This is a genomic window from Acinetobacter sp. NBRC 100985 (assembly GCF_000241225.1).
Lineage (GTDB): Bacteria > Pseudomonadota > Gammaproteobacteria > Pseudomonadales > Moraxellaceae > Acinetobacter > Acinetobacter venetianus.
Map to the genome: position 1 here is coordinate 18,863 of NZ_BAEB01000054.1, position 17,092 is coordinate 35,954.

General features: G+C 38.6%; 18 protein-coding genes and 1 pseudogene. 8 read left to right on the top strand and 11 right to left on the bottom strand.

The features are described from left to right. Positions 1-21 precede the first annotated feature (21 nt). The 4 genes from ACT4_RS15795 to ACT4_RS15810 are packed head-to-tail and all read right to left on the bottom strand — an operon-like array spanning position 22 to position 2,969. Positions 22-588, bottom strand: coding sequence for a Maf-like protein (locus tag ACT4_RS15795; RefSeq protein ID WP_007483935.1), 567 nt, complete (start codon positions 586-588; stop codon positions 22-24). After that, the gene (mreD, locus tag ACT4_RS15800; RefSeq protein WP_004877100.1) at positions 576-1,067 is read right to left on the bottom strand and encodes a rod shape-determining protein MreD; all 492 of its coding nucleotides are present in this window, start codon (positions 1,065-1,067) and stop codon (positions 576-578) included. Before mreD ends, ACT4_RS15795 begins: the two co-directional genes overlap by 13 nt. Continuing rightward, positions 1,054-1,911 (bottom strand): rod shape-determining protein MreC, encoded by an 858-nt coding sequence (gene mreC / locus ACT4_RS15805; RefSeq protein WP_007483937.1) that lies wholly within the window; start codon positions 1,909-1,911, stop codon positions 1,054-1,056. The genes mreD and mreC overlap by 14 nt, the downstream gene beginning before the upstream one ends. A 17-nt stretch (positions 1,912-1,928) precedes the next feature. After that, the gene (locus ACT4_RS15810; RefSeq protein ID WP_004877105.1) at positions 1,929-2,969 is read right to left on the bottom strand and encodes a rod shape-determining protein; all 1,041 of its coding nucleotides are present in this window, start codon (positions 2,967-2,969) and stop codon (positions 1,929-1,931) included. Positions 2,970-3,102: 133 nt separating this feature from the next. On the opposite strand from ACT4_RS15810, the gene gatC reads away from it, so the two are divergent. The 3 genes from gatC to gatB are packed head-to-tail and all read left to right on the top strand — an operon-like array spanning position 3,103 to position 6,421. Then, positions 3,103-3,420 (top strand): Asp-tRNA(Asn)/Glu-tRNA(Gln) amidotransferase subunit GatC, encoded by a 318-nt coding sequence (gatC, locus tag ACT4_RS15815; RefSeq protein ID WP_007483940.1) that lies wholly within the window; start codon positions 3,103-3,105, stop codon positions 3,418-3,420. 53 nt (positions 3,421-3,473) lie between these two features. Next, entirely contained in the window at positions 3,474-4,952 is a 1,479-nt protein-coding gene (gene gatA, locus ACT4_RS15820) for an Asp-tRNA(Asn)/Glu-tRNA(Gln) amidotransferase subunit GatA (RefSeq protein WP_007483941.1), read from the top strand. Continuing rightward, positions 4,952-6,421: an Asp-tRNA(Asn)/Glu-tRNA(Gln) amidotransferase subunit GatB gene (gene gatB, locus ACT4_RS15825; protein ID WP_007483944.1), complete on the top strand. Its 1,470-nt coding sequence runs from the start codon at positions 4,952-4,954 to the stop codon at positions 6,419-6,421. The genes gatA and gatB overlap by 1 nt, the downstream gene beginning before the upstream one ends. Before the next feature lie 48 nt (positions 6,422-6,469). On the opposite strand, the gene ACT4_RS15830 is transcribed toward gatB, so the two are convergent. Then, positions 6,470-7,585: a PD-(D/E)XK nuclease family protein gene (locus tag ACT4_RS15830; RefSeq protein ID WP_007483946.1), complete on the bottom strand. Its 1,116-nt coding sequence runs from the start codon at positions 7,583-7,585 to the stop codon at positions 6,470-6,472. Positions 7,586-7,671: 86 nt separating this feature from the next. Between ACT4_RS15830 and ACT4_RS17020 the strand changes: the two are divergent. Continuing rightward, positions 7,672-7,770, top strand: a pseudogene (locus ACT4_RS17020) (hypothetical protein); the annotation flags it as partial. Positions 7,771-7,812: 42 nt separating this feature from the next. On the opposite strand, the gene ACT4_RS15835 reads toward ACT4_RS17020, so the two are convergent. Then, positions 7,813-8,433: a TetR/AcrR family transcriptional regulator gene (locus tag ACT4_RS15835; RefSeq protein ID WP_034605413.1), complete on the bottom strand. Its 621-nt coding sequence runs from the start codon at positions 8,431-8,433 to the stop codon at positions 7,813-7,815. A 112-nt stretch (positions 8,434-8,545) separates the two neighbouring features. Here ACT4_RS15835 and ACT4_RS15840 point away from each other — a divergent pair, with 112 nt between their 5' ends. Further along, complete coding sequence (locus ACT4_RS15840; RefSeq protein ID WP_007483948.1) at positions 8,546-9,412, top strand: metal-dependent hydrolase; 867 nt, start codon at positions 8,546-8,548, stop codon at positions 9,410-9,412. A 144-nt stretch (positions 9,413-9,556) separates the two neighbouring features. Here the strand turns inward: ACT4_RS15840 and ACT4_RS15845 are convergent, their stop codons facing one another. The 4 genes from ACT4_RS15845 to ACT4_RS15860 form a co-directional block, all read right to left on the bottom strand. After that, positions 9,557-11,410, bottom strand: coding sequence for an ATP-binding protein (locus ACT4_RS15845; RefSeq protein ID WP_007483950.1), 1,854 nt, complete (start codon positions 11,408-11,410; stop codon positions 9,557-9,559). Between the two features lie 166 nt (positions 11,411-11,576). After that, entirely contained in the window at positions 11,577-12,098 is a 522-nt protein-coding gene (locus ACT4_RS15850; RefSeq protein WP_007483951.1) for a hypothetical protein, read from the bottom strand. 122 nt (positions 12,099-12,220) lie between these two features. Beyond that, entirely contained in the window at positions 12,221-12,991 is a 771-nt protein-coding gene (locus tag ACT4_RS15855; RefSeq protein WP_007483953.1) for a hypothetical protein, read from the bottom strand. Between the two features lie 37 nt (positions 12,992-13,028). After that, the gene (locus ACT4_RS15860; protein WP_034605404.1) at positions 13,029-14,099 is read right to left on the bottom strand and encodes a DUF1176 domain-containing protein; all 1,071 of its coding nucleotides are present in this window, start codon (positions 14,097-14,099) and stop codon (positions 13,029-13,031) included. A gap of 135 nt (positions 14,100-14,234) precedes the next feature. Here ACT4_RS15860 and ACT4_RS15865 point away from each other — a divergent pair, with 135 nt between their 5' ends. Further along, entirely contained in the window at positions 14,235-14,984 is a 750-nt protein-coding gene (locus ACT4_RS15865) for a DUF4850 domain-containing protein (protein WP_007483956.1), read from the top strand. On the opposite strand, the gene ACT4_RS15870 is transcribed toward ACT4_RS15865, so the two are convergent. Next, complete coding sequence (locus ACT4_RS15870; RefSeq protein ID WP_007483958.1) at positions 14,974-15,894, bottom strand: LysR substrate-binding domain-containing protein; 921 nt, start codon at positions 15,892-15,894, stop codon at positions 14,974-14,976. The genes ACT4_RS15865 and ACT4_RS15870 overlap by 11 nt on opposite strands. Positions 15,895-15,998: 104 nt before the next feature. Here ACT4_RS15870 and ACT4_RS15875 point away from each other — a divergent pair, with 104 nt between their 5' ends. Together ACT4_RS15875 and ACT4_RS15880 are read left to right on the top strand one after the other, a co-directional pair. Then, positions 15,999-16,571, top strand: a complete 573-nt coding sequence (locus ACT4_RS15875; protein ID WP_007483960.1) for a chromate transporter — start codon at positions 15,999-16,001, stop codon at positions 16,569-16,571. Beyond that, entirely contained in the window at positions 16,568-17,083 is a 516-nt protein-coding gene (locus ACT4_RS15880) for a chromate transporter (RefSeq protein WP_007483962.1), read from the top strand. The genes ACT4_RS15875 and ACT4_RS15880 overlap by 4 nt, the downstream gene beginning before the upstream one ends. Positions 17,084-17,092 lie beyond the last annotated feature (9 nt).

A 17,092-nucleotide genomic window follows, 5' to 3' on the forward strand; every position in this document is an offset into this window, starting at 1 on the left:
AAATTCTTATACCCGAAAGTGTCAGCTTGATGCTTTAACGCTTTCTAATAACTGTGCTGTCTCATACAAAGGCAAGCCAACAACACTGCTGTAGCTCCCCCGAATTTGAGGAATAAATTGCCCCGCTATTCCTTGTATCGCATATGCACCAGCCTTTCCGACTGGCTCACCTGTTGCCCAATACTTTTCCATTTCTATTGGGCTTAATTGCATCATCTGTACTTGTGTTTGAACGACAATGCTTCGTCTTTCCGTCGTTGTTGCAACACAAACACCTGAAAAAACATCGTGCCATTGTCCTGACAATTGTCTCCAAATATCAAAAGCATGTTGTTTTGATTCAGGCTTCCCAATAATCTGGCCATCAAAGCTTAAACTTGTATCTGCTGCAATCACAATAGCATCAGGATAACTTTGTAGCACAGTTTCAGCTTTAAGGCGCGCTAAACGCTCAACATAAATTTCAACTGATTCACCCACTAAAACAGACTCATCTACATCAGGACTAAAGGTTTCGAATACCAGCCCTAATTGTTTAAGGAGTTCTTTGCGACGAGGCGAACTCGAAGCTAAAATTATATGCGCCATTTATGTAAACAATAATAAACCAATGGCCATGCTAACACACTGCTCATCACGGGTTGCCAATGTCGCGCAATCGAAAAATGAGTACCGGCAATGGTTTGACTCACCCATAAAAATAAAATGTGTGCAATGACAGCCAATGCAGCAATCACCCAAGAATTACCAAAAGTCAAAATCCGTCGTTCACGAATAAAATAACGTGTTGCAAAGGTAATGAGTACAAAACTCAGCGCATTTAACCCTAATGGTGCATCCAAAAGTAGATCAACAAAGATCCCCATACCAAATGCAAACCAGACACCACACCAAATAGGCTGGTAAAGTATCCAGAACAACAAGATCATTAACATGAAAGAAGGCCGCCAACCCGCTGTCTCATATGACACTGGGTACACCATCAGCACAGACCCTGCTATGATCGATATAATGATCATCAATAATGGATCTTTACGTTTCTCGTAGTTTAATTTAGCGATCGGCATAAGGTTGCTCCTGCGCTAAAGACTCTGAGAATAACACGACGACATGATGACCACTGGCAAGTTGTGCCGCAGGTTTAACATCAATTTCAGCAAACTCACCTGAAGTATGGCGACTCACTTTAGACACTGTACCCACTAAATAACCAGCTGGAAAATGTTCACCTAGACCTGAGCTATAAACTTTATCGCCCACTTTGACGTTGGCGCTGGTTGCAACATAATCCATCTTCAGCTGACCTAGATCACCTGTTCCAGAAACAATAGCGCGCATTCCAGTTCGTTCTAACCGTACAGATAGAGAGTGTTCTTTGTCCGAAAGGAGCATGACACGAGAACTATGCGGGTAAACATCAACCAGTTGCCCCATAATCCCTTTATCGTCCAGTACAGTTTGCCCCACTTTTAAGTGATCAACTGCACCGCGGTTAATAATAATGATATGGCGTAATGGATCAGCATCCGTTCCAATCACTTCGGCAATTTGCATACGACCATCGATAATTAATGGCGTATCTAATAAACCTCTTAAGCGATTGTTCTCAGCTGAAAGCTCAGAAAGCTTTTGTAAACGGACTTGTGCTTGTAATAGCTCTGCTTGAATTGCGGTGTTTTCACGGCGCAATTGAGCTTCTGATTTGGTTTGTTGGTTGAGCCATTCTCGCGACAGTACAGGATAGCTCGCAAGCGCATAAATTGGATTATACGCTGCATAAAGCACATCCCTTGCTGGTTTGACTACATAAGGCATGCGCCAATCAAAGAAAAGCACAACCAAGCATGTAATGACCGCAATGACAAATGAGCGAAAAGATGGCGGTTGTCTTGAAAAAAGATTCGGTTGCACCGCCTAGTCCTTATGATTTAACCAACAAAAAGCATGTCGTGATTTGGGTTGTCAAAGAATTCTAAAACTTTACCGCCACCACGAGTGACACAAGTTAAAGGATCATCAGCAACAATCACTGGTAAACCAGTTTCTTGTGCGAGTAACTTATCCAAGTTACGAAGTAATGCACCACCACCTGTCAACACGATACCACGCTCAGCGATATCTGAAGAAAGCTCAGGAGGTGTTTGTTCAAGTGCTGATTTAACAGCGCTTACGATGCTTTGTAATGGGTCAGCAATCGCTTGGGTAATTTCGTCAGAAGTCACAGTAATTGCACGAGGTACACCTTCTGCCAAGTTACGACCACGCACTTCGATTTCAAGTGTTTTACCGTCGTTAACAGCCATACCTACTTCTTTTTTGATCACTTCAGCTGTGGTTTCCCCAATAACACAACCGTGTGCTTTACGAACGTAGTTAATGATTTGCTCATCAAATACATCACCACCGATACGTAAAGAATCAGCGTATACACAACCTTGTAATGAAATAATCGCGATCTCAGTGGTACCGCCACCAACATCAACAACCATCGAACCACACGCTTGTTCAACTGGCATACCAGCACCAATCGCAGCAGCCATAGGTTCTTCGATTAAGCGGACATCGCGTGCGCCAGCATTAAATACGGCTTCACGAATAGCACGGCGCTCAACCAAAGTTGATTTACATGGTACACAAACTACAACACGCGGCGCTGGCGGGAACAAACGCTTTTCATGTACTTTGCCGATGAACTGATTCAACATGGTCTCAGTTACTTCGAAATCAGCAATTACACCGTCTTTCATCGGACGAATTGCAGAGATATTCGCTGGTGTACGACCTAACATTTGTTTAGCATCAAGACCTACAGCAGCAACAATTTTTTGCGAACCACTATGACGAATCGCCACAACAGTAGGTTCATTTAATATAATGCCACGGCCTGGTGCATAAATAAGCGTATTTGCAGTACCTAAATCAATGGCTAAATCCGGCGAAAACAGGCCAATTAGTCGTTTTAGAATCACGGGGACGTTCCCAATTAAACTTTGTATGGATGCAAGGTGGCAACTTTAACGAAATGTGATGCTTTGAACAAGTCAATCGCTTATTATAACGCACGATATTTTGCAATTTTTTGATACTGAATTAGGTAAAGTTATGTCTACATCATCAGATGCTCAGCAGACAACGGACTTAAATGCACAGACCGTTTCAGCGATTGCACACCTTGCTCGTTTATCTTTAAACGAGGCGCAATCAGCTGAATATGCTGAAAGTTTAAATAAAATCCTTGGCATGATGGAAAGCTTAAAAGGCATTAATACCGATGATGTTGAGCCTTTAAAGAGCCCATTTGACAACCCTCAGCCTTTACGCGCAGACGTGGTGACTGAAAGCAATCACCGTGATGAATATCAGACGGTAGCCCCTGCTACAGAAGCAGGTTTATACCTCGTACCTCGCGTAATTGAATAATTTTTATTCAATTAACTCATATTTTATATTTAGAATGTAAAGAAATTTTTCATATGACAGATTTACATCGTTTATCCATCCGTGAGCTCTCTGAAGGCTTAAAACAAGCCCAATTTTCATCACGCGAATTGACTGAACATTATTTAAAACGTATTGCCAAAATTGACGCAAAAGTAAAGAGTTATGTGACGGTTACAGCAGAACAAGCATTAGCTGAAGCCGATGCTGCTGATGCTGCACTCAAAGCAGGCAATGCACATGCACTTGCAGGTATTCCACTTGCGCATAAAGATATTTTTTGTACCAAAGGGATTAAAACCACTGCTGGTTCAAAAATGCTCGACAACTTTATTTCACCTTACGATGCAACTGTTGTGGCGAAAGCCAAAGCAGCTGGTCTTGTAACGCTGGGTAAAGTGAACATGGATGAATTCGCAATGGGTTCAACCTCTGAGAGTTCTTATGTCGGCGCAACGGGCAACCCTTGGGCACTTGATCATGTACCAGGTGGTTCATCTGGGGGGTCGGCTGCGGCTGTCGCTGCTGATTTAGCACCGATTGCGACGGGTACAGACACAGGTGGTTCAATTCGCCAACCAGCTTCATTCTGTGGCTTAACTGGCTTAAAACCGACTTATGGTCGCGTTTCTCGCTTCGGTATGATTGCGTATGCATCATCACTGGATCAGGGTGGTCCAATGGCACGTTCTGCAGAAGACTGTGCATATTTAATGAATGTGATCGCGGGTCATGATGCCAAAGACTCAACTTCAGTCAATAAAGAAGTCGATGACTACGTGGCTAACTTGAACAGTACAGCTGTGAAAGGCTTACGCATTGGTATTCCAAAGCAATACTTCAATGTGGCTGGTTTAGACGCTGATGTAAAAGCACGCGTTGAAGAGTCATTGAAAAAGTTGGAAGACATGGGTGCAACCTTGGTTGAGATTGATCTCAACATGACTGAAGCCTATGTACCAACTTACTACTTGATCGCACCTGCGGAAGCTTCTTCTAACTTATCGCGATTTGATGGCGTTCGTTATGGCTACCGTTGTGAAAATCCTGTGGACTTAATGGACTTGTACAAACGATCACGTTCAGAAGGTTTTGGTGCTGAAGTACAACGTCGTATTTTGATTGGTACTTATGCCCTTTCTGCAGGTTACTACGATGCTTACTATGTGAAAGCACAAAAAGTACGTCGTTTGATTCAGCAAGATTTCTTGAAAGCATTTGAAAATGTTGATGTGATTGCTGCACCATCTGCTCCAACCACAGCATATAAGATTGGAGCTAACCTCAGCCCAACTGAAATGTATTTAGGCGATATCTATACCCTTGCTGTGAACTTGGCAGGTCTACCTGCGATCAACGCACCTGTTGGTTTTGATAAAGACAGCTTACCTGTGGGTTTACAGTTGATTGGTAACTATTGGTCAGAATCACAATTGCTTTCGATTGTGCATCAATATCAACAAAATACAGACTGGCATACCAAACGTGCGGCAATTGCTGAGGAGAATGCATAATGGCTGAAGCTCAAAAGTTGAAATTAATTGACGGTTGGGAAGTCGTTATCGGGATTGAAATCCACACGCAGTTGGCGACCAAGTCTAAAATCTTCTCAGGTTCATCGACTGAATTTGGCCAAGACCCGAATACTCAAGCCAGCCTTGTTGATTTGGCAATGCCGGGCGTGTTGCCTGTTTTGAACGAAGAAGTGGTTGATCTTGCGATTCGCTTTGGTCTGGGTATCGATGCCTATATTGATCAAGCCTCTGTATTTGCTCGTAAAAACTACTTCTACCCAGATTCTCCAAAAGGCTACCAGATCAGCCAGATGGACAATCCTATTGTTGGCTTGGGTCATATCGATATCCAACTTGAAGATGGCACTGTGAAGCGTATTGGCGTGACTCGTGCTCATCTTGAAGAAGATGCTGGTAAATCCATCCATGATCAGTTTGAAGGCATGTCTGGGATTGACTTAAACCGTGCTGGCACACCTTTGCTTGAAATCGTCTCTGAACCTGATATGCGCTCAGTGGAAGAAGCAGTGGCGTATATTAAAGCGATTCACACGCTGGTGCGTTGGTTAGGTATTTCTGATGGCAACATGGCAGAAGGTTCATTCCGTGCCGACTGTAACGTGTCATTGCGTCGTCCGGGTCAACCTTTTGGTACGCGTTGCGAGTTGAAAAACCTCAACTCATTCCGTTTCATTGAGCAAGCGATCAATGTTGAAATTGAACGCCAAATGGAAATTTTGGAATACGGCGGTGAGATTGATCAGGAAACCCGATTGTTCGATCCGAACAAGATGGAAACCCGTTCAATGCGTTCGAAAGAAGAAGCGAACGACTATCGCTACTTCCCAGACCCAGACTTGTTACCTGTAATTATTGCTGACGAGCAAATCGAAGCGGCACGCGCTGCCCTGCCAGAATTGCCTGCTGCGCGTCGTGAGCGTTTCATTGCTGACTTTGCGGTGACTGAATACGATGCACACGTCTTGACGCTGTCACGCGAAATGGCTGACTTCTACGAAGCGGTTGTAGCTGCCGCAGGTGGTGCGAAGCAAGGTAAAGTTTCTGCAAACTGGGTGATGGGTGAATTCTCAGGTGCTTTAAACAAAGCTGGACTAGATTTAGCAGACTCTCCTGTTTCTGCTGAGCAATTGGGTGGCATGATCGCACGTATCGTGGATAACACCATTAACGGTAAAATTGCGAAGCAAGTATTTGGCTTTATGTGGGAAGCAGAAGGAAAATCTGCGGATGACATTATTGCTGAAAAAGGCTTAAAACAAGAAACCGATACAGGTGCGATTGAAGCGATTATCAAAGAAGTGCTTGCAGCCAATGAAAAAATGGTTGAAGAGTACAAATCTGGTAAAGAAAAAGCTTTTAACGGTCTCGTTGGTCAAGTCATGAAAGCTGCAAAAGGTAAAGCCAACCCAGCTCAAGTGAATGAATTGATGAAGAAATTGATTGGTTAAACTGGTCTAATTTCACAAAAACCCGCTTAAGAGCGGGTTTTGTTATTTTTATTGTATTATTGAAATCAATTCATTAATTTTCTTAATTATTTTTGAATTTCCTCTCATCGGCTCAAATTTCGCAATTTCTATATAAAACTCATTATTAATCGGATCATGCTCAACAAACTTAATTTTTAATGACTTCAAATAAATTAAAAACTTTTCAAAGCATTCTCTACTCAATACTTTTTTATGAGTTTTAGAATAAGGTGTTAAATATATACCTACTCTTTCTAGTTGATAGTGTATTTGCAATACGCATGCCCACTCCTTGACAAAGAAAAATTGTGAATCAGAATAAACCCCAAGATCCTTCCAATTATCAGCAATATCCATACATACCTTAGAATCATTGAAAACTTCTATTTCTTGCACAATATCTATAAGATTTTTTTCAAAAACATTTGCAATTTTTTCTTTAAAATTTTGTAATTGATCTAATTTCTCAAAGTTATTCATGCAGAAATCTAAAATTTGGCTTTCTTCTTCGGATAATTCGGTATTCATATTTTTCATTGCTCTAAAATAATCCTCAATAAATGGAGTAAGATGTGTTGACCCAGTGGATGAATTCTCCCCCCTACACTCTATAATTTTAGACACTAAATTATGATGGCTAACAAATTTGAAGTTTTTTAGATCTTCTTTTGGTTTATTAATTCCTAATACAATATAGTACTTTTCAGTGAAACCATGATTTTTATCATAATTCTTTTCCACCCATTTTCGATATGTATCTAATGGATTATCAAGATTATGTCGAATCTTATTTTCAATTAAAAATAAGTAAGGTGATGCTTCAATAATTAAATCCATTCTTCCATTTGTTTTAATTTTTCTACCATAAAAGCAAGAAATTTCCTCCTTAGTTTTACTATACCGCGGTACTTTATCCTTTATACCCAGCAAAGCGAATAAAGCTTTTAACGGTATATTCCCTAACCCATGGTTGTTATGAGAATCAAAAATATAGTCTAGAATTTTTGTACTAACAGCTTCAATTTTATCTGCTTTTATTAATTGAAGAAAAACCTCACTTTCTTCTTTATCTTCAAATGTTAAATTCTCAAAACCCTCAAAAAAACTATTATCTAAAATATTAAACTCTAATATTTCAACCATGTACAATCCTTATGCTTATCATCACTCTCAAAAAATATACCTGCATTGAAAATACAATAAAATCTACTTTCAATATTTTTTATTAAAAAGTGTTTAACGGTCTGGTTGGTCAAGTCATGAAAGCTGCAAAAGGTAAAGCTAACCCAGCTCAAATGAATGAATTAATGAAGAAATTGATTGGTTAAACTGATCTAATTTCTAACAAAACCCGCTTAAGAGCGGGTTTTTTATATTTTTAATTTATTACGATCATCATCAATATAGGACATCGTAATATCAATCAGACAATCAATTAATTCTTCAAAAGTAAAACCCATATTTTGAGATGAAAAGAAATTCATTGTCAGTGCCACACTGGAATTAATTAAAACATAAACCATCATTTTTAGATTTTTTATTCTCAATACCTCAGGATGTTTCACCGCGTATTCAATCGCTAATGTATTGATCGCCTTGACTGCTTTTATGTGACTGGCTTCGGTACTGTATTTACTTGATACACTTAGCCAATAAAAATATTTATTATCATCTGCTGCTAAAAACTCACCAATATGTAAAAAAATAGATCGAATCGCTTCGGGAATTTCCATTTCCTGAATGGTTGGAATGACCTCGTAAATCACTTTGGCAAGCTCAGCAATAAAGTGTTGTTGCATCTCTACAAACAAGGCTTCTTTATTTTTAAAATATTCATAAAAACTTCCAGAGCCTACGCCTGCTATCTCACAGACTTTCAATACAGTAGTGTGATCTAATCCATTATTTTTTACTGATATAAATCCTGCATCAACTATAGACTTATAAGTATTTTTAGACCTACTTTGTTTTGGTTTTCTTATAGTTACCATTATAAAAATCTCACCATTAAATCCGTCTTTTTTCCGTATAAATTCACTGATAGATTCTATATACATACTAAATTTTGTTCAAATTATATTCAATAGATGACAAGGAAAAAAGATGAATATAGCAGTGCAGTCTCTACAACAAATCGTCCGTCGTAATGTGATTATTCCTTTAGACAAAAACAAAAAGTTTTCTTTTTACTATGAAGATAATGCTGTTGTGACCTCTCTGTTTGTGGTTTTATCTGCGATGTTTCCACCAGGTGAAATGTTCTTCATCGAGAGCGTACGTAATGTTCGTGATCAAATTAAGGATGAAAAATTACTCGAAGATATTCGTAATTTTATTGCACAAGAAGCTTTTCATAGTCGAGAACATAAATCTCTGAATGAGCATCTGATTCAATCGAATTATCCAGAAGTGGTGGAAATAGAAGCCTTAACCAAAGCAAGATTGGATAAATTTCGTAAACTCCCCAAAGCTGAGCAATTAGCGGCGACTGTAGTGATGGAACATTTCACTGCTACACTTGCTCGCCTACTGTTAACTGATCCATTAATCAAACAGAAAACCACTCAAGAAAGTCGAAATCTTTGGGAGTGGCATGCGCTGGAAGAACTAGAACATAAAACTGTTGCTTTTGATGCGCTGAAAGCGATTGGTGGCAATACAGTTAGAAATCGAAGAATTGCTTTGATTCGAGTAGCTCGCTTTATTGCGCCAATCACCTTTGATTATTGGATTCAGATTTTAAAACGTAAGGATATTAAGTTTTCAGCCAAAGAACTGAAAGATGCATTTTACTTGGCATTTGGTGGTGTAAATCGTTTGGGTATTTTTTCTCGCACTTTTATCGAAATGCTTGATGTCAGAGATCAACATTTCGATCCGCTGGATATGCAGACAGAACAACTCGAAGCGGAATACCGAGAAAAATTATTTGGCGAAAATGGCATTTTAAAAAGTGCACTTAAAAGCTGAGTGCTTTAAAAAACTTTTAATAGGCTTATTGATCAATGTCTGAGAATAAAATTAGCCTTGAAAAAATAATGAATTAATAAAAAAATATTTGGTTAAACTGAACTAATTTCTAACAAAACCCACTTTAGAGCGGGTTTTCGTTATTTAAGCGTATCTTTTCATACTATCTCTTAATACTTCTAAAAATATATGATTACGGCTTTTCGCATCAGATACAATCGCATCAAAAGACATAACAAATGTTGGGGTAGGAACATCATAACCATTAGGATGTGGAGTTTTATACTCCTGATAAAATACTTTTCCCTTTGAATATAACGGTGACCAATTCATTTGCCTTAATCGTAATTCCATCTTTTTACTGACATCAATAACTGCATAATACCAAACACGTTGAATTTTAGGACAAAACTCAATTAGTTTTGAAGCCCGATCTAGTAATTGATTGATGGCATATTGATTTTCTTTTTCATCATCCGTTTTTTTCTTAATTTCGACGACTACTACATCAACTGCTACTACATCTTGTGGATCCGCAGAAAAGATCATAGTTATATCAGGACGCCCATTATCATCTACTTTTTCTTCATCCAACCGAATAGCATTGATAACTTTATCCATTCTTTTCTCACTCAGAATGGTTCTAAACACCATAAATTTATCATCTAAAAGCCAAGCATTATTCTGATAAATAGTCGAGCTAACCTCCTCCCCAGTCAGCTCACTAAATTTAGGTACAATAAGATCGTGAATTTCAGATTCTTTATCCTCTTTTGAGAATTCATTCATTTTATTAATTATTTTTTCACGATACAAAATGTACTCTGTTAGTGTCCTAGATGAAAGTTCCAAAGATTTTTCATAAGCTTTATTACTTAAATGATCACACTGTAAAATTTCTTTCTGCATTTGAAAAAACTTCTGTTGTGCAACATTAAGAGCTGAATCTTTATCAATAAGACCTATTGTATCTGTTTCAAAGAAACCTAAAAGGTGGGGAAATTTAGTCTCAAACTCTTTTTGGGTTTTCTTATTAAGCTCATTAATTTGGGGAATATTTTCTGATAAAACCTTACCCAACTCTTTTCTTAAAACTTGGTATAACTGTTTATCATTAATACCATCTGGCAATACTAATTTCTGCCTTGAACTATCTGCCTTTGAATGAAATAAATCTGATTCAAACAAAAAGACACAATGATAATCTGATGGTATAGAGTTTTCTGATATTAAATTTATAGGTATCGTCCTTCCATCTATACTAAATGCTATGAATGGGGGCACTTTTCCTTTTATTTTTTTAACATGATACGACATTTCAATTTTTGATATTGAATCCAAACCATGATTTTCAATATCAACCACAGTCATTTGTGGCAAATCATTACTAGATATAATTACATCTTGAGAAAAAAATTCTTTTTGAGCATTCGATGCACTTGTATTTAACTTTAATACTATATTGAAATTTCTATCTTTACGCTTAAAAGAGTTAAGAGTTGGTAAAAAATGATCAATAATTTGTTGTTTCAAATTCAGCGGTTTTAGATCCTCATAACGTTTAACTTTATCTTTCCTAAAACCATTAAATATCAATATAGTCTGATTGTCCTCCCCCGATAAGCAATTTTCTACAGGAGAAACTCCATCAAACCCTTCTTTAAAAATAAACTTTCGCCTATAAGTATCCCAAGCACTTGATACCTCAACTGATGAAAAATAATTCAGGAAAACTAAACGACCAATACCTTTATGGTATTGATCTCTTGGTTTCAATAAGGTTTTAAATCGATTAAAGTTTTCATCCGTAAAACCCTGACCATTATCAGTTATTTTTAATTGAAGAGATTTTGGATTGTCGAATGCTTGAATATCTATTTCAATTAAAATATCAGTTGCACCAGCATCTAATGCATTGGCGATAGCCTCAAAATAAACTAAAGAAAGGGAGGGATTCGGAAAAAATAGCTTAATGGCACTTCCTGTTTCAATTTCCATCTACTCCCTCCAGATATTTCAACAGCTAGTTACTATTTCAAATATCATAACTCAAAAATTATCTTCTATAACCTCTTGTATCCCCATCTACACGAAGATTTATGTCGCATTCATCTATAAATTTATTACTTCTAAAGAATTTTGAAAAAACTTTAACAAGAACTCATCACTCCCCTCTTAAGACACCCAACTTATTCCAAATATCAGGTGTCAAAAAAGTCGTGACCAATTTATTTAAATCAATATAACGCAACGTCCCTTGTAACTGTTGTCTGACCGCTGGGTCTTTGACAATATCCTCACCCGCGCTCTGACCTAACTGCTGAAAAGCCTCTCCAACTGCTTGAATCCCCTCAGCCTGAATCACTGCTTTGGTCTGAGTTGAACACTGTTCAACAATGATACGTTGTAACACCTGTGCCAATTTCTGATCTAACTGATTCTTCTGCTCAGGCGTAACATTACTAAAACTCTTTAAATCTGGATGCGCCGCTAAAGCCGTAAACGTCCATTGCAACACCGTAGTTTTATCCGCTGCGGTAGTCGCTTTCACCAAACAATCACTGAGTTGATCCACTGTTGGCCCTGCCATTGCCACTTGAGTTGTTCCCAGCACAGCTGCAGCCATGAATACAGAACGACTTAATTGAAATAATTTACGGTGAGATGAAAAATAAACAGGAGACATAAGCGCAGTTCCAAAAAGCAATCTTTCTCTTTGTAGCATGTACTCGATAGATCATCTGTTATGACGCTGTAAATTGCGTAAGCCCAAACCTTTAAAACTTAGGCAAAATGTAAAACCCGAACTTAGCCTTGTCCTTGATAATCCCAATGTGCAGGAATATTTGGCTGTTTTGGCACTTTATTCAAATCAATATTCAGATTTCGACTGCCTTTAAATGACTTCTCCCCTGAATCAGATACAGGTGATACATCCAAACTGTAGCGATAGCGGAATTGCCACAACATTGGTTTAATCGGGCGAATATCTAAACTAAGACTGTCTTCATCATGGCATTTGCCTTGAGAACTTTTATATTCCTGCTCAGAAAAACATGCCCGAATCATGCGATTAAAACTAAAAGGATAATTTTCAAGAAAGCGATGTGTTTGCCCTGACTCTTTTAGTTCATAAAAACTCGCACGCTCCATCCCTGCGCCACCACCTGAATACATTTCAGAAGAACGTTCAATGATAGCAATTGCATAACGGCTTTCAGTCATTGGAAAAAGTTTAGGGAAAATAAACTGTCCATCTGAAGTATTTTCTTCATCATTCGCTAAACCGACATGCCACTTATTTTTCAATTTCAAGCCATTTGCAGATGGATAAAACTGAGCGATCTGATCACCAGACAATAACCATAACTTTTGATCAGCCGTTTTCAAACTGCGAAGCGGCGTTTGTTGTTGGCAAACATCACTAAGTTGCTCACAAATTTGCTTTTGCTCAATCTGACTGAGTTGAGCCTTTTTAAATTCTAAAATCTGCAATGACGCAGCAAAAATTGAAGTGTTAAAACAGCTCAATGAAATCGTTAAAATCAGCCCACTTAAATAAATTTTATTGTTCAGCATCATCATTCCTTAGGCTATTTTTAGGTGATTTAAAGCTCTATTTTACAATCGCCTCAATTTGATCAAGTTCCCAAACGCCACCAGCGGCAAGCCCTTTACACATGCCTGTCCACATATCTCTGGTATTCACAAACTTCTGCCCATCCCACACCCATTCAGCGGCGCTCCAACAGTCTCCAATACCACGACCTTTTTGAGAGCTACTAATAATACCTTGGTAAAATTCTGACGCATGTTCAGTCACGAAAGCTGCTTTACCAGTAAGTGAATCATTGAGTACCCAAGCGCCATATCCTTCGTTATATGCTCCACGCCAACAAAGCGTCATTGCCAATATTTTTTTATTTCCCAGTTTATATAACTCAATCGGTTGTGGCTCATATTCATCACCATTATAGAGTCCTTCACAAAACCCATCTTCCTTTGGTGTAGGCTGAGCAGCCATTAACATTTGATGAATAGATGCGTAGCGTTTATTGTTCGACTGCAAAGTGAGATAAGGCTTATTACTGGTCTTCACTTGTTTTACAATAATTTTTGGTTGTGCTGATAGGACTTTTGACTCATCCATTTTGCCTTTTTTAACCAAAGCTCCAACTGTTCCAACTCGCTTTTGAAAATCATCCATTTTTAATAATACAGCGGTCATACCTTTATCTGATATTTGCCATTGGACATTGGGGTTTTTAAACACAATTTCCGTTTTTTGTTTGGATTGTTGTAGTAATGCATTGACCTGAGCGGCAGTGAGTTTCCCCATAATCGGAAAATCAGCGCCATCCACTGAGACTGCTCCAAGATCTTTACCATTGACATAGAAATGAATATTTTTTAGTTTTCCTGCAAGCTGCGCCTGCTCGTCAATACTTCCCAGCGCAAATTCAGCCTTGACGGCTTGCTTAGCACCTGCGAGTCGGGTTAACAATAATGAGGCGGGTTCATTCGGATCATGACTATATTCATCAGAATAGCCTGCTGCTTGGCATGTTCCCGTGTTACTACAATAAATTTCCCAATCTTCATGCGTATATGAAATCCCTTTGATCTCCTGTGCAAAAGCTGTGGCACTAATGGACATCAAACAGCATATTGAAATGATATTTTTCATAAGACTTATTTCTCGGTCTAATCTATTTTATTTTTCAGTCAAAATATTTTAAGACGTTTAAATTATTCACGTTGTAGGTTCTTGTATTCAAGAATATGCTAATTTTAATTCAAACCAAAATTACCGTATAAAAAAATGAAATTATTCAGCTCTATTTCCCCGATTTTATTACTGCTGTCTACCGCAATAACTCACGCTGAAGTCAGTCAATTTGAACCAATTTTTCCTCAATTTTCAAATACGATAAAACAACGCCAAGCAATGAATCAAATATATGCATTGGGGGAAGTCTCCTTTAGCAATGATGTTCGCGTTCCCTTTTATGGTGTTACCGCGGCTAATCCCGTCGATGATGGACTGTTAAAAGACTTTAAATCGTGTACAGCAAAAAGCTGTCATTTTGATTTTAAGCTAGATGCTAATCTGGCAAAGCAACTTAAATTGGTCAGACTCCCTGAAATTGGCGTGGTACTTGTTCCAAAAGACTGGCTAGATATTGAAGCAAATGCAGGGGCAAATGGTACAGGTTCAGCATTGCTGACGAGCACAAATCAAAAACAAGCGATTGAACTATATGATTCTTCAGTTTGTGTTGGTTGCGGTATGCCCTACGCAACTCTTTATTTTCCAAACCTTTTAAAACAAAGCATTGAGAATGAGTTTGGCGGTTATAAAGACACACAAAAGTTAATTCATGTGGTACATCCATCCAAACACATCGCTTTCTTTAGTTATCAGATTCCGAAGCTGAATAACAAAACTCATGGCGTAGCGAAATATCGTGATGATGGTGATTTTAACTTTCGAGAAATCAAAGTTACCTTAGACAAATCTCAACAACATTTGGTTGGACCAATTTTAAACTTCTATCACTTTACGCATTAACGCTAGACGCATTTTCTAATACTTGGCTCGCTTTAAGTAAATCCAAAAAATGTGCTACTCGAACATTATTATCTTTGGCTCTGTAAATTGCATAAATTGGAGCAATACAAGGTTTCTTGGCTTCCAAAGGACGGTAAATAATTTGTTTATTCCAAAAGTCTTGGATGGATGCTGGCACGATTGAAAGCCCAATCCCTGCTGCAATTAAATTTAGACTGGATGTTAATCGTGGTGCTTCTTGGACAATGTTAGGACTAAAGCCCGCTTGATAGCAATTTGCCAAAATATTATCAAACAAGTCTTGCCCCGCTAAACGGCGATAAAGTACAAACTCATAAGGTTCTAAATCAGGTAAGCGAATCACGCCCTCTTGCATTGCTAAAGGGTGATTACTTGGCAGTGCAACGATTAATGGCTCATCGAGCACATGCATCGTTTGCACGGCAGCATGTTTAGGTGCTGGTTTACGCAGAAATACGATATCAAGTTTTTCATTAATCACCGCATCAGTTAAAGCACTGCTACTCTCTTCTTCTAAATGAATCGCAACGGCTGGAAATTTTTCACGGAATTGCCGCAACACTGCCGGTAAAAATGGATGTAATCCTGCTGAATTAGTAAAACCAATATTGATCTGACCTTCGAGACCCCGTGCAATATTTTTAACTCGTTTCGGAATTGACTGAGCATGTGCCAAAATCGTAATCGCTTCTTGATATAAGACTTTGCCTGCCTCTGTAACCTCAACGCCTCTAGGTAGTCGTTTTAGCAGTGCCGTCTCAAGTTCTTCTTCTAAACTTTTAATCAATCGTGTTAATGGCGGTTGTTGCATATGCAATCGCACAGCAGCTTTAGAAATATTACTTTCTTCGACCACAGCAACAAATGCATGGAGCTTATGAATATCCATTAAACATACCTTTTAAGTATAGATTCAAGCAAAAATAGAATTTGTAAATATATCACTATTCCACCATCCTATTCTCATTAACCGATGAAGAGGAATAAGTCCCAATGAAAGCCCAAGCAATATCAATAGAGCGTGAAACAGTTTCAACAGCGCCTGATTGCAAGGCTCTTTTCACGGGATTTATGCAATTGGGGATGATGGGGTTTGGTGGGGTACTGCCCTTGGCGCACCGTATCATTGTTGAAGAGAAAAAGTGGATTGATGAAAGTAAATTCACGGATTTACTTGGTGTCTGCCAGCTCTTACCCGGCGGTAATATTATCAATATGTCAGTTGCAATTGGCATGCAGTTCCAAGGTGTTAAAGGCGCGATCTGTTCTGTTCTAGGATTGATTTCTGCACCAACAGCGATCGTACTGATTATTTATCAAGTCTATGAACGATTTGCTTACTTAGCCGCGGTACAACACATGATTCAAGGCTTAGCTGCGGCCGCCGCAGGTTTATTATTTGCAACAGGGCTGAAAATGTTGCGACCAATTTTAAAAAGCTATCTCACCATTTTCACGATTGTACTGACCTTTGTTTTTATGCTGCTGATCAAACTGCCTTTAGCGCTGACCTTATTCACCTTACTTACGATTAATGTCTTGGTACTCGGAGTAAAGAAATCATGATCTTATTAACGCTAGTGATCGTTTTTACACAGCTCTCAGTTTTGGCTTTCGGTGGAGAGAATGCCATCCTTCCAGAAATGCAACATCAAGTGGTGACGGTACACCAATGGATGACAGCAGAGCAATTTAGCTCACTGTTTGCAATGGCTCAAGCCGCACCCGGCCCGAATATGATGATCGTTCCCCTTGTCGGTTGGCACGTCGCTGGGCCAACAGGTTTATTAGTGACTTCATTGGCGAAGTTCGGCCCATCATCTATTATCACAATCTATGCACTAAAATTCTGGGAAAAATTTAAAGCCAATCCATTACGGGCACGCTTTGAAAAAGCCTTAAAACCAATTACGGTCGGATTGGTTCTCGTGAGTGCATGGTTAATTGCGGATGCTTCAGCACAAAATCTATTGTTAGTTGTGATCGTCATTTTAACTGCATTTCTTGGTGTATTTAAGAAAATACATCCTTTATGGGTCATGGCTGTAGGCGCTGGACTTGGAATTTGTTTACTTTAAACTATAAAA

What these genes read in the sequence shown, in the direction of transcription:
- ACT4_RS15795 (WP_007483935.1), bottom strand. Translation starts at nt 588, where the DNA reads ATGGCGCATATAATTTTAGCTTCGAGTTCGCCTCGTCGCAAAGAACTC.
- mreD (WP_004877100.1), bottom strand. Translation starts at nt 1,067, where the DNA reads ATGCCGATCGCTAAATTAAACTACGAGAAACGTAAAGATCCATTATTG.
- gatC (WP_007483940.1), top strand. Translation starts at nt 3,103, where the DNA reads ATGTCTACATCATCAGATGCTCAGCAGACAACGGACTTAAATGCACAG.
- gatA (WP_007483941.1), top strand. Translation starts at nt 3,474, where the DNA reads ATGACAGATTTACATCGTTTATCCATCCGTGAGCTCTCTGAAGGCTTA.
- gatB (WP_007483944.1), top strand. Translation starts at nt 4,952, where the DNA reads ATGGCTGAAGCTCAAAAGTTGAAATTAATTGACGGTTGGGAAGTCGTT.
- ACT4_RS15830 (WP_007483946.1), bottom strand. Translation starts at nt 7,585, where the DNA reads ATGGTTGAAATATTAGAGTTTAATATTTTAGATAATAGTTTTTTTGAG.
- ACT4_RS15835 (WP_034605413.1), bottom strand. Translation starts at nt 8,433, where the DNA reads ATGGTAACTATAAGAAAACCAAAACAAAGTAGGTCTAAAAATACTTAT.
- ACT4_RS15840 (WP_007483948.1), top strand. Translation starts at nt 8,546, where the DNA reads ATGAATATAGCAGTGCAGTCTCTACAACAAATCGTCCGTCGTAATGTG.
- ACT4_RS15845 (WP_007483950.1), bottom strand. Translation starts at nt 11,410, where the DNA reads ATGGAAATTGAAACAGGAAGTGCCATTAAGCTATTTTTTCCGAATCCC.
- ACT4_RS15850 (WP_007483951.1), bottom strand. Translation starts at nt 12,098, where the DNA reads ATGTCTCCTGTTTATTTTTCATCTCACCGTAAATTATTTCAATTAAGT.
- ACT4_RS15855 (WP_007483953.1), bottom strand. Translation starts at nt 12,991, where the DNA reads ATGCTGAACAATAAAATTTATTTAAGTGGGCTGATTTTAACGATTTCA.
- ACT4_RS15860 (WP_034605404.1), bottom strand. Translation starts at nt 14,099, where the DNA reads ATGAAAAATATCATTTCAATATGCTGTTTGATGTCCATTAGTGCCACA.
- ACT4_RS15865 (WP_007483956.1), top strand. Translation starts at nt 14,235, where the DNA reads ATGAAATTATTCAGCTCTATTTCCCCGATTTTATTACTGCTGTCTACC.
- ACT4_RS15870 (WP_007483958.1), bottom strand. Translation starts at nt 15,894, where the DNA reads ATGGATATTCATAAGCTCCATGCATTTGTTGCTGTGGTCGAAGAAAGT.
- ACT4_RS15875 (WP_007483960.1), top strand. Translation starts at nt 15,999, where the DNA reads ATGAAAGCCCAAGCAATATCAATAGAGCGTGAAACAGTTTCAACAGCG.
- ACT4_RS15880 (WP_007483962.1), top strand. Translation starts at nt 16,568, where the DNA reads ATGATCTTATTAACGCTAGTGATCGTTTTTACACAGCTCTCAGTTTTG.